The sequence below is a fragment of the Microbacterium sp. K36 genome (assembly GCF_004794355.1).
GTDB lineage: Bacteria > Actinomycetota > Actinomycetes > Actinomycetales > Microbacteriaceae > Microbacterium > Microbacterium paraoxydans_D.
Genome location: NZ_SSDN01000050.1, coordinates 44,569 through 58,105 on the forward strand (window position 1 = coordinate 44,569; position 13,537 = coordinate 58,105).

Below are 13,537 nucleotides of genomic sequence, written 5' to 3' on the forward strand. Positions count from 1 at the left end.
CGGCAGGATCACTCCCCGCGCCGTCGCACGTACTCCGTCACCACGACGCCCGATTCATACGGGGTCGTCTCCACGGCCTCGAACCGTTCGGGACGGTAGGGGCGGTCGCCGAAGAGCGGGATGCCGGATCCGAAGAGCAGCGGCTGCCGTTTCAGGATGAGCCGGTCGATCTCGTCGGCCAGCGTCGCCGCGAGAGCGCCACCGCCGCACAGCCAGATCGCGCCGCCTTCCTCGCGCTTGAGGCGTCGCACGACGTCCACCGGGTCCTCCGCCGTCACCTCGAGGTTCTCGGCCGCGGCGGTGCGGGTGCGGCTGAAGACGATCTGCCGCAGGTGTCGGTACGGGCTCGCGAGCCCGCCCACCTCGTACGTGTTCCTGCCCATCAGCACGGTGTCGAACACGTCGTTGCGCTGCGGGATGCCGAGGGCTTCGGCGGCCACGGTCGGCAGGGTGTCGGCGAAGCGGGCGTTGATGCCGTCCATGTGGTCGCCCTCGACGAGAAAGGCGTCGAACTCCCCGTCCGGCCCGGCGATGAACCCGTCCAGGGTCACTGCGGCGTAGTACACGAGCTCTCGCATGGTTCTCCAATCACTACATCTGTTGCGGTTGAGAGTACAACAGTCGTAGTGATTGCGCTAGGGTGGCGGCATGGTGAGGAACGAGCCGCGTCGGCGGCAGCTCGCGGATGCCGGGCTGGCTGTGCTCGCCCGCGAAGGATCCCGGGGGCTCACGCACCGCGCGGTCGACGCCGAGGCGGAGGTCCCCGCGGGGACGACATCGAACTACTTCCGCAGCAGGGACGCGCTGATCGAGGGACTCGTCGACCGCATCGGGGAGCGCCTCGCCCCATCGCCCGAGGACCTGGAGCGGAGGGCGGAGATCACGCCCAGCCGGGAGCTGTTCGCCGACTACATCCGGGACATCGTGCGCCGCCTCACCGCCGATCGCGATGTGACCCTCGCCCTGTTCGCCTTGCGGCTCGAGAGCGCTCGTCGTCCCGAGCTCGCCGCCGTGCTCGGGGCGTGGCAGCGCGCCGGCTTCGACGCGGACGTCGCCTTCAACGTCGCGGCGGGCCTCCCGGGAGGACGCCGCGAGATCGCCCTGTTCCACTACGCGATCGATGGTCTGCTGCTCGACCGGCTCACCACCCCGATCGACCCGGAGACCTCGACCGACGACGTGATCGACGATCTCGTGGCCGGGCTGCTGCCCTGACTGCCGCCGCCCGCTGTTCCCCCGGGGTGATCTTGCTCGTACACTGAGGGCACGCTCCCGGCTCCAGGAACGGAGAACGCGTGTCTGCGACGTGGCACGATCCGCGGGAGGCGTCGCCGACGGCGTCTCGCCTCCTCGTCGAGCGTGCGCACGAGGAGCTCATCGCCGGCAATCTCGACGATCATCGCCTCCGCGAGGTGCGCCCACTCGTGCGCGAGTCGTGGGAGAGGTCCTGGCGTCGTCGCGTCGGCCCGGAGGGGCTGCCGCCGCTCGATCTGCACGAGGACGAGCTCGACGCCTATCGCCTGGCCCATCCGCTCGCCTCCGCGATGGAGATGATCCGCGCGCTGCTGCTTCCCGGCGACTCCGAGGACTCGGGGGTCGTGATCGCCGTCGGGGACCAGGCCGGGCGCCTGCTGTGGATCGAGGGCGACGCGCAGCTGCGGTCCCTCACCGAGGGCATGGGGTTCGTCGCCGGCGCGAACTGGGCGGAGGACGCCGTGGGCACGAGCGCCCCCGGCACCGCTCTCGCCCTGGAGCGGTCGGTGCAGATCCGCGGGGCCGAGCACTACAACCGGCTGGTGCACCCGTGGTCGTGCACCGCGGCGCCCGTGCGCGACCCGGAGACGCAGCGGGTCCTCGGCGTGATCGACATCACCGGGGGGCCGGAGGTGGTGACCCCGCAGGCCCGGCTGCTCGTCGACGCGACGGCGCGAGCGGTCGAGTCCGAGCTCCTCGTGGCGCGACTGCAGCGGAGGTCGGAGCCTCCGGCTCGACGACTGCCCGGCAGGACGACATCGGACGCCCTCGCACGCGCACGACTGCACGTGCTCGGGCGCGACCGCGCTCGGCTGGAGACCGTGTCGGCGCATGAGGAGGCGGTCACCGAGCTCAGCGCCCGGCACGCCGCCATCCTCCTGATGCTGGCCGTGCACCGTCAGGGCCTCTCCGCCGACCGGCTCGCCGAGCTCGTCTACGGCCCCGGCGTCTCGCCGGACACCTTGCGGCCGGAGATGGTGCGCCTGCGGAAGGTCCTGGAGCGGGCGGCCCCCGACCTCGTGCCGGAGTCCCGTCCGTATCGCCTCCCGGTGCCGCTGGAGACCGACGCCCATGACGTGCTGTCCCTGCTCGACCGCGGGGCGCATCGGGTGGCTTTGACGGCGTATCGCGGGCCGGTGCTGCCGGAGTCGGCCTCGCCGGGCGTCGAGGAGTTCCGCGACTCGGTCCGTGCGGCGCTGCGGGAGGTCATGCTGTCGGGGGCGAGTCTGGACGTGCTGCTCGCCTACGCGGACACCCCCGAGGGCAGCGAGGACGCGGAGGTGCTGCGGCTCGCGTTGGAGATGCTTCCGGCGCGCTCGCCGCGTCGTGCCGGCCTCGTGACCCGTATCGAGCGCCTCACCTGATTCGAATCGCCCGATTGGCCCCATTTCGGCCGCGGATGCAGCAAAGTGCGCGATTCGAACGGGGTGCAACCGGCTGCAACGTTGCGCACCGGGAGTGCAACGGGGAGCGGCCTAGCGTCGAGGGAACACCGCGGCATCGATGCCGCGGCGCCCCCGTCGAAGGAGACCCCCATGACCATCGTCGAAGAAGACGTGTCCCTCGCCTACGCGGCCCCCGGGCAGCCCGGAGCCGTTGCGAACTATCGGCCCCGCTACGGCCACTACATCGGCGGCGAGTTCGTCGAACCCGCCAAGGGCCAGTACTTCGAGAACATCAGTCCCGTCAACGGCAAGCCCTTCACCGAGGTCGGCCGCGGCACCGTGGAGGACATCGACCGCGCCGTCGACGTCGCCTGGAAGGCCTTCACCGCCTGGGGCAAGACCAGCCCCGCGGAGCGCTCCGTGATCCTGAACCGCATCGCCGACCGGATGGAGCAGCACCTGGAGGAGATCGCGGTCGCCGAGACGTGGGAGAACGGCAAGCCCGTGCGGGAGACCCTCGCCGCCGACATCCCGCTCGCGATCGACCACTTCCGCTACTTCGCCGGGGTGCTCCGCGCGCAGGAGGGCGGCATCAGCCAGCTCGACGAGAACACCGTCGCGTACCACTTCCACGAGCCGCTCGGCGTCGTCGGGCAGATCATCCCCTGGAACTTCCCGATCCTCATGGCCGTGTGGAAGCTGGCGCCGGCGCTCGCCGCGGGCAACTGCATCGTCATCAAGCCCGCGGAGCAGACGCCCGCGTCGATCCTGTTCCTGTTCGACATCATCGGCGACCTGCTGCCGGCCGGGGTCGTCAACGTCGTGAACGGCTTCGGGATCGAGGCCGGCGCCCCCCTCGCCCAGCACAAGCGCATCCGCAAGGTCGCCTTCACCGGGGAGACCACGACCGGCCGCCTCATCATGCAGTACGCCTCGCAGAACCTGATCCCCGTCACCCTGGAACTCGGCGGCAAGAGCCCGAACGTCTTCTTCGAGGACGTCGCCCGCTCCACGAGCGACCCGTTCTACGACAAGGCACTCGAGGGCTTTACGATGTTCGCGCTCAACCAGGGTGAGGTCTGCACCTGCCCGTCGCGGGCGCTCATCCAGCGCTCGATCTACGACGGCTTCCTCGCCGACGGCCTGGAGCGTGTGAAGAAGGTCGTGCAGGGCAATCCGCTCGACCCCGCGGCCATGATCGGCGCGCAGGCATCGAACGATCAGCTCGAGAAGATCCTCAGCTACATCGACATCGGGCGGCAGGGCGGGGCCCGGCTGCTCACGGGAGGCGAGCGTGCCGACCTCGGCGGCGACCTCAGCGAGGGCTTCTACGTGCAGCCGACCGTGTTCGAGGGGACGAACGACATGCGGATCTTCCAGGAGGAGATCTTCGGTCCCGTGCTGTCCGTGACGTCGTTCAATGACTTCGACGACGCGATCTCGATCGCGAACGACACCCTGTACGGCCTGGGTGCCGGGGTGTGGAGTCGCAGCGGCGACACGGCGTACCGCGCGGGCCGGGCGATCGAGGCCGGTCGTGTCTGGACGAACACGTACCACCAGTACCCGGCGCATGCCGCGTTCGGCGGGTACAAGCAGTCGGGTGTGGGCCGCGAGAACCACAAGATGATGCTCGACCACTACCAGCAGACGAAGAACCTCCTCGTCTCGTACGCGGAAGGCCCGATGGGCTTCTTCTGATCCGCCCCGCCCGGGTGTCGGACGGCGCTCGCCGCCTTGTCCGGCACCCGGCATCCCGGAAGGAGTGGCCGTGGCCGACCCATCCCCGCCCGCCCGTGTCGCGGTCACCGAGTCCGCTGCCGCGCTCCTCCGTGAACTCACCGCGCAGCACGGGCCGCTCATGTTCCACCAGTCCGGCGGCTGCTGCGACGGCTCCGCGCCCATGTGCTACCCGGTGGGGATGTTCCTCACCGGTCCCGGCGACGTGCGCCTCGGCGCCCTCGACGTCGGCCTCGACGATCCCGTCGAGGTCTTCATGTCGGCCGCGCAGTTCGAGTACTGGAAGTTCACGCACCTCACCATCGACGTCGTGTCGGGACGCGGCGCCGGGTTCAGCGTCGAGGCACCCACGGGGATGAGGTTCCTCACCCGGTCGCGGATGCTCGAAGCCATGGAACTGACGCATCTCGGCCTGCGGTGAGCCTGCGGTGCCGACGGTTCACCGGAGATGAGCGCGTGATGTTTGAACTCCGTGGCTGTGCTCCCGTAGAGTCGGGGTCGTGCCCCGGGAGGGGTGGCGATGACGCTGAGGGGGGAAGCGGGCGATGGGCGGAGATATCAAGATCGGCGGTACGCAGATCGACGTCGCCGTGAGCGGGATGACCCGCGGGGTGAACGAGATCGAGCGGATCCTGGCCGAGCTGGCCGCGTCACTCGACGTCTTGTCGAGCCAATGGACTGGTGAAGCGCAGCGCGCATATCTCCGCGCTCAGACCGACTGGAACCGCAGCATGGAGGAGATGCGGGCCGAGCTCCGACGCCTCCGCGACAACACCCAGCTCTCCAACGAGACGTTCACGAGCGCCGAGCAGTCGGTCCGCCGGATGTGGAGCGAGTGATGCCCGAACCGGAGGCCGTGCAGGAACGCCTGGCCGCTCTCATCGAAGAGGATCCGAACATCTGGCTGGTGTCGGATGACAGCGACACGGTCAGCGCCTCCGTCGACGTCGATGGAGTGCTCCGCACGCTCCGTCTCGCTCCGTCCTGGTGGCGCCGGATCCCGGCGCGGGAGCTGGGCCCGGTCGTCCTCCGTCTCCGTCAGGCCAGCGCGGCCGCCAGGCTGAACACGGTCGCCGAGCTCGAGGACGAGGGGCTCGTGTTCGCGGCGTCCGAGGAGCCCACCGTGCCGCCGATCCCTTTGCCGGACGCGGATTCCCTCGACATGTCCGCCCTGCGGGCAGAGCTCGGCACCTTGCTGTCGGGGTTCTCCGAGCTCAGGGTCTACCGGGAGGCCGTGAGGTCCGCGACGACGGAGGTCACGGTGCTGCGCAGTCCCTCCGGCAACGTGAGCATGGAGCTCGTCGGCGGCGCACCGAGGGCGCTCGCGATCGATCCGACCAATGTGCAGTTCGTCTCCGAGCAGGCCATTGCAGGGGAGATCGTCGAGCTGTTCACGCGAGCCAGGGGCTGGCTCGGCGAGCGGCGCGCGTCGCTCCTGAGAGACCTTCCCGATCTCGCCGGGGTCGTGCGCTCGGTACGCGCCGCCCGCTGATCGCCCACAGAACACAGCGAAGGACGGAGAGCTGCACGATGAGCTACGAAGACTACGAAGCCGCGCTGGAGGATCTGCGCGCCGACGCGCTGGCGTGGAGCGACCTCGCCGAGACGTTCAGCGCGACGAAGACACTCGTCGCGGGGTGCCGGTTGGCCCGATACCAGATGGACGGCGTCGGCCACATGCTCGGCGCGGAGGAGAACTACAACGAGGCCCACGCGACGATCCAGGGTCTGGCTGATCGCGCGCCGACGGTCTTCACCGAGATCTCGGAGAAGCTACTCGACACCAAGAGGCGCTACGAGGAAGCCGACGGCTACTCGCAGTGGCTGCTGGACCAGGGCTGAGCCCGACGCTCACAACCGCCGGCGACATACCGGAGAGGACACGATGATGGTAGGAGCATTCGTCACGCCGACCGACGAGGGATCGTTCACGACCCTGGTCACGAACATCAGGGACGGCATCGAAGAGGCGAGGGTCGGCCTCGACGACTGTGCGAACGCCTACAACTCCCGGAAAGACGACATGAGCCTCTGGGACAGGTTCATGGACTTCTTCCGTAGGGCCATGGAGGAGGTCGTCAAGAAGCTCAACGAGGCGGTCGAGCAGTTCAACGCGTTCATGCAGACCATGGCAGAGTACCTGAGCCCCGGCAACCCCTTCGCCATGTACTCCAAGCGCGACGACTGGCTCGAGGTCAAGCGGAAGGTGACGTCGTCCAAGACCACGATCACCGACAGCTACCTCAAGGCCGATACCTCGTGGAAGGGTTCCACGGGCGACGGCTACTCGGACCTCGCGGCCCGCCAGCTGATGGCCATCGACACCCTCGCCGGCTACACGGACTCGATGATGAACTTCCTCGCCGACTACGCGAAGAAGATCCTGGATGCCTGGATCGAGTTCGGAGCTCGACTGCTCACCTATCTGCTCGATCAGGTGGATGCGGCGGCGAGCTTCGTCACCGCCGACCCCCTGGAGTGGCTGGACGCGGTTCCCAAGATCACCACCGTCTGCACCAACCTGGCCCGGGTCGCCGTCGACCTCGGCGAGCAGCTGGGAAAGAACTTCACGGCATCGAAGGATCTCTCCGACCAGCTCAAGCAGGATATGGCCAACCTGACCGGCTTCCCCAGTGGCTCGTGGCCCACGGCGACGATCTGAGGTGCATGTGAGTTCATCCCCGTCTCGGTGGAGGCGTCTGCCGATCATCCTCGCGCCGGCTCTCGGCCTCGCTCTCGTGCTGGCGGGCTGCGGGCCCTCGTCGCCGCCGACCCCGGCGCCGTCGTCGACCGATTCCGAGTTCTTCTCCGCGGAGGACGGTGTCCGGTCCTCCGTGCAGTCCTTCTTCGCCCTTCTCGCCGCCGGGGACGAGAAGGGTGCGGCCGAGGAGCTCTCTCCCGCCGTGGACCTCGCCCAGCCGTTGGCGCTGCTGCTCACCGCGAGCGGCGTCTACCCCCAGATCGAGGACCGGCCGAAGATCCTCTCCGTCGATGACGTGGCCGCGTCGGACGACGGCGAGACCGGCACCGCGACCGTGACCTACGAGATGGCGGGCACCGAGCACACCGACACGGTCGAGCTCCGACGGACCAGTCAGGGCGAGGGGGGCGCGGACGAGTACGCCATCGTCACCTCCGAGGACGACTTCGGGCTGGACGCGAGCGGTGTCGAGCTGCTGCCTGCCGACACCGTGTACCGGATCCACGGGGTGGACGTCAGCGCGGCGTTCCTCGCGGCCCGGTCTCTCGCGAATGGCGAAGACGTGCCGCGGATCCCCGCCTTCGGGGGTACGTATCCACTGGAGATCACGGTCCCCGGTCCCGACGGCTTCACCGACACGGTGACGCTGCAGACCTCGACCTTCCTCGGGGGCGACGGCACCGACGGCGTCCTGCGGGCCTTCGCCGCCGAGCACGGTTTCTGACTTTCGAATCGCCTGATTGGTCCCATTCCGGCCGGAGATACAGCCATTCACGCGACTCGAACGGGATACGCTGGGCTCGTGCGACCCTCCGTCCTCTTCGTCTGCGTCCACAACGCGGGGCGCTCGCAGATGGCCGCCGGCTTCCTCCGGCACCTCGCCGGCGACCGCATCGAGGTGCGCTCCGCCGGGTCGATGCCCGCCGCGGAGATCAACCCCGTCGCGGTGGCGGCGATGGGCGAGGTCGGCATCGACATCACAGCCGAGCAGCCGAAGGTGCTCACGACCGAGGCCGTGCAGGCGTCGGACGTCGTGATCACGATGGGCTGCGGTGACGCGTGCCCGTTCTTCCCCGGCACGCGCTACGAGGACTGGGTACTCGACGACCCTGCCGGCCAGGGGATCGACGCCGTCCGGCCGATCCGCGACGACATCCGCCGCCGCATCGAAACCCTCGTGGCCGAGCTGCTCTGACCGGCGCTCAGCCCGCCCCGTCGAGCATCGCCTTCGCGGCACGTGTGCGGGCGCGCAGGGCCTCGGCGAGGGCCCCGACCGCGGGGAGCCGCAGCGACTCGGGCCGCGCGACCATGTAGTACGGCAGCTTCTCGGCGAAGATCTCGGGCAGCAGGCGCACCAGGTCCGGATGCCGGTCGGCGGCGAAGCACGGGAGCAGGCCGATCCCGGCTCCCGCCCGGGTGGCCTCGACGTGCACGAAGACGTTGGTCGAGGTGAGGCCGTCCTGCATGCCGGGGACGAGGCGGCGCGGAAGGTCGAGCGCGTCCACCTGGAGCATCGAGTCGACGAAGTACACGAGTCTGTGCTGTTCCACCTCGGCGCGCGATGCCGGGGTGCCGGTCCGGTCGAGGTAGTCCCGCGAGGCGTACATGCCGAGGGTGTACGTGCCGAGCTTCACGGCTTGCGCGCGGCGGGTCTGCGGCGCGCCCACGACCACCTCCAGGTCGAGTCCGGCGCGGTGCTCGGCGGCTCTCCGCGTGGCGGCGACGATCTCGACGGTCAGCCGCGGATGCTCGCGGCGCAGCTCTGCGATCGCAGGGGCGGCGATGTAGGCGCTGAAACCGTCGGTGGCGGACATGCGCACGACGCCGGCGATCGGATCAGGAGTCTCGCCGGGTGTGGAGTCGAGCTGGGAGAGCGCGGCCTCGATGCGTCCACCGGTCTCGGCGGCGGTGCGCCCGAGGTCGGTGAGCTCCCACCCGGAGGCCGCCTGCGCGACGACCCGTCCGCCGAGCGCGTCCTCCAGGGCGGCGATGCGGCGCGCCACCGTCGTGTGGTCGAGACCGAGGTGGGCGGCCGCGCTCGTGTACCGGCCGGTGCGGGCGACCGCGAGCAGTACGAGCAGATCGTCGGCACGTGGCCTCTTCGCCGCATCCATGCTGCAATTATGCACAGCCGCTGCGCGGCACTGGGCATTGCTGCAAGTCGGTCCCCTGCCGACACTGGAACGGATGTGTCACCGTCGACACCGAAGGAGAGAAATGACCGCCCCCACCCGCGCCTCCGGTCACCCCGCCGCCGCCCCGTCCTCCTCGAAGCTCAAGCGCGTCGTCGCCGCCTCCATGGCCGGCACCGTCGTCGAGTGGTACGAGTTCTTCCTCTACGCGACCGCCGCCAGCCTCGTCTTCGGGACCTACTTCTTCCCGGCCACCGGATCGCCGCTCGACGGCATCATCGCCGCTTTCGTCACGTATGCGGTCGGCTTCATCGCGCGGCCGCTCGGCGGCATCGTCTTCGGTCAGATCGGCGATCGCTTCGGCCGCAAGCCCACGCTGCAGGCCACGATCATCATCGTCGGCGCCGCGACCTTCCTCATGGGGTGCCTCCCCGGCTTCCAGAGCATCGGCTATTGGGCGCCCGCGATGCTCGTGGCGCTGCGGTTCATCCAGGGATTCGCTGTCGGCGGCGAGTGGGGCGGCGCCGTCCTCCTGGTCGCGGAGCAGAGTCCCGACCGGTCGCGCGCGTTCTGGTCGAGCTGGCCGCAGGCCGCGGTTCCCGTCGGCAACCTGCTCGCCACGCTCGTGCTCCTCGTGAGCTCGTGGGCGATGAGCTCGGCGGCGTTCCTCGAGTGGGGCTGGCGCATCGCGTTCTGGCTCTCCGCGGTGATCGTGCTCGTGGGCTACTACATCCGCCGCAACGTCGAGGAGGCTCCGATCTTCCTGGAGGCGAAGGCGCAGGTCGAGGCCGAGAAGGCCACCTCCTACGGCGTCGTCGAGGTGCTGCGCCGGTACCCGGTCGGGATCTTGCAGGCGATGGGACTCCGTTTCGCCGAGAACATCGTCTACTACATCGTCGTCAGCTTCACGATCGTCTACCTGAAGACCGTCCACGAGTACGACACCAGTCAGCTGCTGCTCGCTCTGCTCATCGCGCACGTCGTGCACTTCGCGATCATCCCGCAGGCGGGACGGCTCGCCGACCGCTGGGGCCGCAAGCCTGTGTACCTGACCGGTGCGATCCTCAGCGCGACCTGGGCCTTCTTCGCCTTCCCGATGTTCGACACCCTGAACCCCGTGCTCATCGTGCTCGCGGTCACCATCGGCCTCTGCTTCCACGCGTTCATGTACGCGCCACAACCGGCGGTCATGGCCGAACTGTTCCCGACGCGGATGCGGTACTCCGGTGTCTCGCTGGGGTCGCAGGTCACGGCGATCCTCGCCGGGTCGCTGGCGCCGATCCTGGCGATCCAGTGGCTCCGGGACTTCGGCTCCTGGCTGCCGATCGCGCTCTACATCGTGTTCGCCTGCATCGTCACGGCGATCGCGGTGCTCTCGCTGCGCGAGACGAAGGGCGTGTCCCTGCAGGCCATCGACGACGCGGATGCCGCCCGCACGAACGCCCGCACCGCGGCTGCGAGTGCCGCATGACGGATCTGCACGGACGTCGTGCTCTCGTCACCGGGGGCGCGAGCGGCATCGGTGCCGCCTGCGCGAGAGCCTTCGCGCAGGCGGGCGCCCGGGTGACGGTCGCCGACATCGACGGCGACGCGGCCGAAGCCCTCGCCGACGAGATCGGCGGGGAGGCGTGGCAGGTCGACCTCACCGACCGCGATGCGCTGGCCGCACTCCGCCTCGACACCGACATCCTCGTCAACAATGCGGGCGTGCAGCACGTCAGCCCGATCGACGACTTCGACCCCGCCCAGTTCGCGCTCCTCGTGCAGCTGATGCTCGAGGCGCCCTTCCTGCTGACCCGCGCCGTGCTCCCGGGGATGTACGAGCGGGGCTTCGGACGGATCATCAACATGTCGAGCGTCCACGGTCTTCGCGCCTCGCCGTTCAAGGCGGCCTACGTGGCGGCCAAGCACGGCCTGGAAGGGCTGTCGAAGGTGACGGCGCTGGAGGGTGCCGCACACGGTGTCACCAGCAACTGCATCAATCCGGGCTACGTGCGGACCCCGCTGGTGGAGCGCCAGATCGCCGACCAGGCGCGGGTGCACGGCATCCCGGAGAGCGAGGTCCTGGAGAAGGTGCTCCTCACCGAAGCCGCGATCAAACGCCTCGTGGAGCCGGAGGAGGTCGCGGGCCTTGCCGTCTGGCTCGCCGCCGATGCCGCCGGGATGGTGACCGGCGCGAGTTACACGATGGACGGCGGCTGGTCCGCGCGGTGAGCCGTCATGCCGACGGAGAGGCTGCGGCCAGTACAGCGCTCCGCAGCCAGGAGCGATAGCGCTCCGGCGACCATCCGGACTGCACGACGAGCTGCTGGTGGCTCTCCGGCGAGAGCAGGAACGACAGCACGTCGGCGAGGGCGTCGCCGTCGCGGTCCGAGTGGACGATGCCCCGGCGCTGGAGTTCCGCCGCGAACCCCCGGTAGTCCGCCGCCCGGTTCGCGAGGATGCGCTGGAGGGCGGCGTCGACGACCGGGTCGGAGAGCCCCGCGCCCAGGAGGACCGTCCAGAGCGCATGCCCGCGCTCGTTCGCGGCGGCGATCTGCGTGATGACCGCGTCGAGGAAGACGTCGTCGGGAAGGGTCGTCAGCCCGGAGCCGGCCTCGGTGTCGGCGAGGGTCTCGGCGGCCTCCGAACCGGAGAAGGTGACCTCGAAGGCGGCGATGAGCAACTCCGCCTTCGCCGCCGTGGTCTTCACCGTCTCCGCGGAGACCCCGGCCTCCTTGGCGATCGCGGAGATCGTCGTCGCCTGGTATCCCTGCGCGGCGAACAGGCGGGCGGCTGCCGCGACGATGCGCGCACGGGTCTCCTCGGCCTGTCGGGTCCGCAGGGCGGAGCGGTAGGGGCGTGCACTCGACGTCATTGACTTTCCTCAAGGGGTGATGAATACTTCAACGGTACAACCAACCCTATCGAGAGAGCCGCCATGTCCCGTTACCTTCTCACCTGCACCCCCGCCCACGGGCATGTGCTCCCGCTGCTGCAGGTCGCCAGGCACCTGGTCGCGGGCGGGCACGACGTCCTCTTTCTCACGAGCACCCGGTACGAGGAGCAGGTGACCGCGGCGGGCGCGCGGTTCCGTCCGCTGCCGGCGGAGGCCGACGTCGATCTCGACGATGCGAACGGCGCGTTCCCCGAGCGCGAAGGTCTCACCGGGGTGGCCGCCCTCCGCTTCGACATGACCACTCTGTTCATCCGCCCGGGCCGGGCTCAGCTCGAGGCCGTGCGCGTCGAGCTGGCGCGGAACCGCATCGACGCCGTCCTCACCGAGCCGCTGTTCGTCGGTGCGGCGCTGCTGCAGCGGCTGCCGAAGGCCGAACGGCCCCCGGTCGTGGTCCTCGGCATCTTCCCGCTCGGCGCCCGCAGCGTCGACACGGCCCCGTTCGGGCTCGGAGTCACGCCGATGCGCGGGCCGTTCGGCCGGATGCGCAACGCCTTCCTCCGCACCGTGGCGGAGCGCGTCATCTTCGGCGGCGTGCAGAAGGAGGCCGACGCCATGGCGCGCGAGGCGGTCGGCCGCGATCTCGGCGGATTCGTGCTCGACTGGGCGGGCCGCGCGGACGCGTACGTGCAGTTCTCGGTGCCGGCGTTCGAGTACCCGCGCTCCGACCTCCCGGCGTCCGTGCACTTCGCCGGACCCCTGCCCGCGGCGGCGGCGACCGTGCCGCTGCCCGAGTGGTGGTCCGACCTGAACGGACGGCGGCCTGTGATCCATGTCAGTCAGGGCACCATCGCCAACGCCGACTTCGGTCAACTCGTGCTGCCGACCATCGCCGGGCTCGCCACGACGGACGCCCTCGTGGTCGTCTCCACCGGCGGACGTCCTGTCGACGCGCTCCCGGCGGAGCTCCCGGCCAGCGTCCGCGTCGCCGAGTACCTGCCCTACGACCGGCTGCTGCCGCAGGTCGACGTGTTCGTCACGAACGGCGGTTTCGGCGGGGTGCAGCAGGCTCTGGCTCAGGGCGTCCCGCTGGTGGTCGCGGGGCAGACGGAGGACAAAGTCGAGGTCTCCGCCCGAGTCGGGTGGACCGGCGTGGGCATCAATCTGCGGACGAATGCGCCGAAGCCGGGACAGGTCGCCGAGGCCGTGCACCGGGTGCTCGTCGAGCCGGCGTTCCGCGACCGCGCACGGCAGGTGGGAGAGGCGATGCGCGCTGCGGACGCCTGGCAGACGCTCGACACGGTCCTGGCCGCGGAGACCGCGACAGGGGCCGCGGCCGACAGCTCGATTCACCGCTGAGAGCCGCGCGGGAAAGTGCATTCCCGCGCATGAACGCAACCGGGTGCAACGTCCGCCGGTATACCATCCGGGTATCGCCACGCAGCGTCAG

At 69.8% G+C, this 13,537-nt stretch carries 16 protein-coding genes; 13 read left to right on the top strand and 3 right to left on the bottom strand.

What is annotated here, in order from left to right; translation table 11 throughout:
• Positions 1 to 8: 8 nt before the first annotated feature.
• Entirely contained in the window at positions 9 to 578 is a 570-nt protein-coding gene (locus DW296_RS04350) for a dihydrofolate reductase family protein (RefSeq protein WP_136051244.1), read from the bottom strand.
• A 70-nt stretch (positions 579 to 648) separates the two neighbouring features.
• On the opposite strand from DW296_RS04350, the gene DW296_RS04355 reads away from it, so the two are divergent.
• The 10 genes from DW296_RS04355 (at position 649) to DW296_RS04400 (ending at position 8,275) form a co-directional block, all read left to right on the top strand.
• The gene (locus DW296_RS04355; RefSeq protein WP_136051245.1) at positions 649 to 1,215 is read left to right on the top strand and encodes a TetR/AcrR family transcriptional regulator; all 567 of its coding nucleotides are present in this window, start codon (positions 649 to 651) and stop codon (positions 1,213 to 1,215) included.
• Positions 1,216 to 1,295: 80 nt separating this feature from the next.
• Entirely contained in the window at positions 1,296 to 2,618 is a 1,323-nt protein-coding gene (locus DW296_RS04360) for a GAF domain-containing protein (RefSeq protein WP_136051246.1), read from the top strand.
• A 171-nt stretch (positions 2,619 to 2,789) separates the two neighbouring features.
• Positions 2,790 to 4,340, top strand: a complete 1,551-nt coding sequence (gene exaC, locus DW296_RS04365) for an acetaldehyde dehydrogenase ExaC (RefSeq protein WP_136051247.1) — start codon at positions 2,790 to 2,792, stop codon at positions 4,338 to 4,340.
• Positions 4,341 to 4,410: 70 nt separating this feature from the next.
• Positions 4,411 to 4,800, top strand: coding sequence for a DUF779 domain-containing protein (locus tag DW296_RS04370; protein WP_136051248.1), 390 nt, complete (start codon positions 4,411 to 4,413; stop codon positions 4,798 to 4,800).
• Between the two features lie 124 nt (positions 4,801 to 4,924).
• Positions 4,925 to 5,218 (top strand): WXG100 family type VII secretion target, encoded by a 294-nt coding sequence (locus DW296_RS04375; RefSeq protein ID WP_136051249.1) that lies wholly within the window; start codon positions 4,925 to 4,927, stop codon positions 5,216 to 5,218.
• Positions 5,218 to 5,871 (top strand): hypothetical protein, encoded by a 654-nt coding sequence (locus tag DW296_RS04380; RefSeq protein WP_136051250.1) that lies wholly within the window; start codon positions 5,218 to 5,220, stop codon positions 5,869 to 5,871. Before DW296_RS04375 ends, DW296_RS04380 begins: the two co-directional genes overlap by 1 nt.
• A gap of 38 nt (positions 5,872 to 5,909) precedes the next feature.
• The gene (locus DW296_RS04385) at positions 5,910 to 6,221 is read left to right on the top strand and encodes a hypothetical protein (RefSeq protein ID WP_136051251.1); all 312 of its coding nucleotides are present in this window, start codon (positions 5,910 to 5,912) and stop codon (positions 6,219 to 6,221) included.
• Positions 6,222 to 6,264: 43 nt separating this feature from the next.
• Positions 6,265 to 7,041, top strand: a complete 777-nt coding sequence (locus tag DW296_RS04390; RefSeq protein WP_136051252.1) for a hypothetical protein — start codon at positions 6,265 to 6,267, stop codon at positions 7,039 to 7,041.
• Positions 7,042 to 7,048: 7 nt separating this feature from the next.
• Positions 7,049 to 7,804 (top strand): hypothetical protein, encoded by a 756-nt coding sequence (locus DW296_RS04395; protein WP_136051253.1) that lies wholly within the window; start codon positions 7,049 to 7,051, stop codon positions 7,802 to 7,804.
• A 78-nt stretch (positions 7,805 to 7,882) separates the two neighbouring features.
• Positions 7,883 to 8,275, top strand: coding sequence for an arsenate reductase ArsC (locus tag DW296_RS04400; RefSeq protein ID WP_136051254.1), 393 nt, complete (start codon positions 7,883 to 7,885; stop codon positions 8,273 to 8,275).
• A 7-nt stretch (positions 8,276 to 8,282) separates the two neighbouring features.
• Here the strand turns inward: DW296_RS04400 and DW296_RS04405 are convergent, their stop codons facing one another.
• Complete coding sequence (locus DW296_RS04405) at positions 8,283 to 9,194, bottom strand: LysR family transcriptional regulator (protein WP_136051255.1); 912 nt, start codon at positions 9,192 to 9,194, stop codon at positions 8,283 to 8,285.
• Positions 9,195 to 9,297: 103 nt separating this feature from the next.
• Between DW296_RS04405 and DW296_RS04410 the strand changes: the two genes are divergently transcribed.
• Together DW296_RS04410 and DW296_RS04415 are read left to right on the top strand one after the other, a co-directional pair.
• On the top strand, positions 9,298 to 10,683 hold the full coding sequence (locus DW296_RS04410) for an MFS transporter (RefSeq protein ID WP_136051256.1): 1,386 nt from the start codon (positions 9,298 to 9,300) through the stop codon (positions 10,681 to 10,683).
• Positions 10,680 to 11,426, top strand: coding sequence for a 3-hydroxybutyrate dehydrogenase (locus DW296_RS04415; RefSeq protein WP_136051257.1), 747 nt, complete (start codon positions 10,680 to 10,682; stop codon positions 11,424 to 11,426). Before DW296_RS04410 ends, DW296_RS04415 begins: the two co-directional genes overlap by 4 nt.
• Before the next feature lie 4 nt (positions 11,427 to 11,430).
• On the opposite strand, the gene DW296_RS04420 is transcribed toward DW296_RS04415, so the two are convergent.
• Positions 11,431 to 12,069, bottom strand: a complete 639-nt coding sequence (locus DW296_RS04420; RefSeq protein ID WP_136051258.1) for a TetR/AcrR family transcriptional regulator — start codon at positions 12,067 to 12,069, stop codon at positions 11,431 to 11,433.
• Positions 12,070 to 12,132: 63 nt separating this feature from the next.
• Here DW296_RS04420 and DW296_RS04425 point away from each other — a divergent pair, with 63 nt between their 5' ends.
• A complete protein-coding gene (locus DW296_RS04425) occupies positions 12,133 to 13,446 on the top strand; it encodes a glycosyltransferase (protein WP_136051259.1) in 1,314 nt (437 codons plus the stop codon).
• Positions 13,447 to 13,537 lie beyond the last annotated feature (91 nt).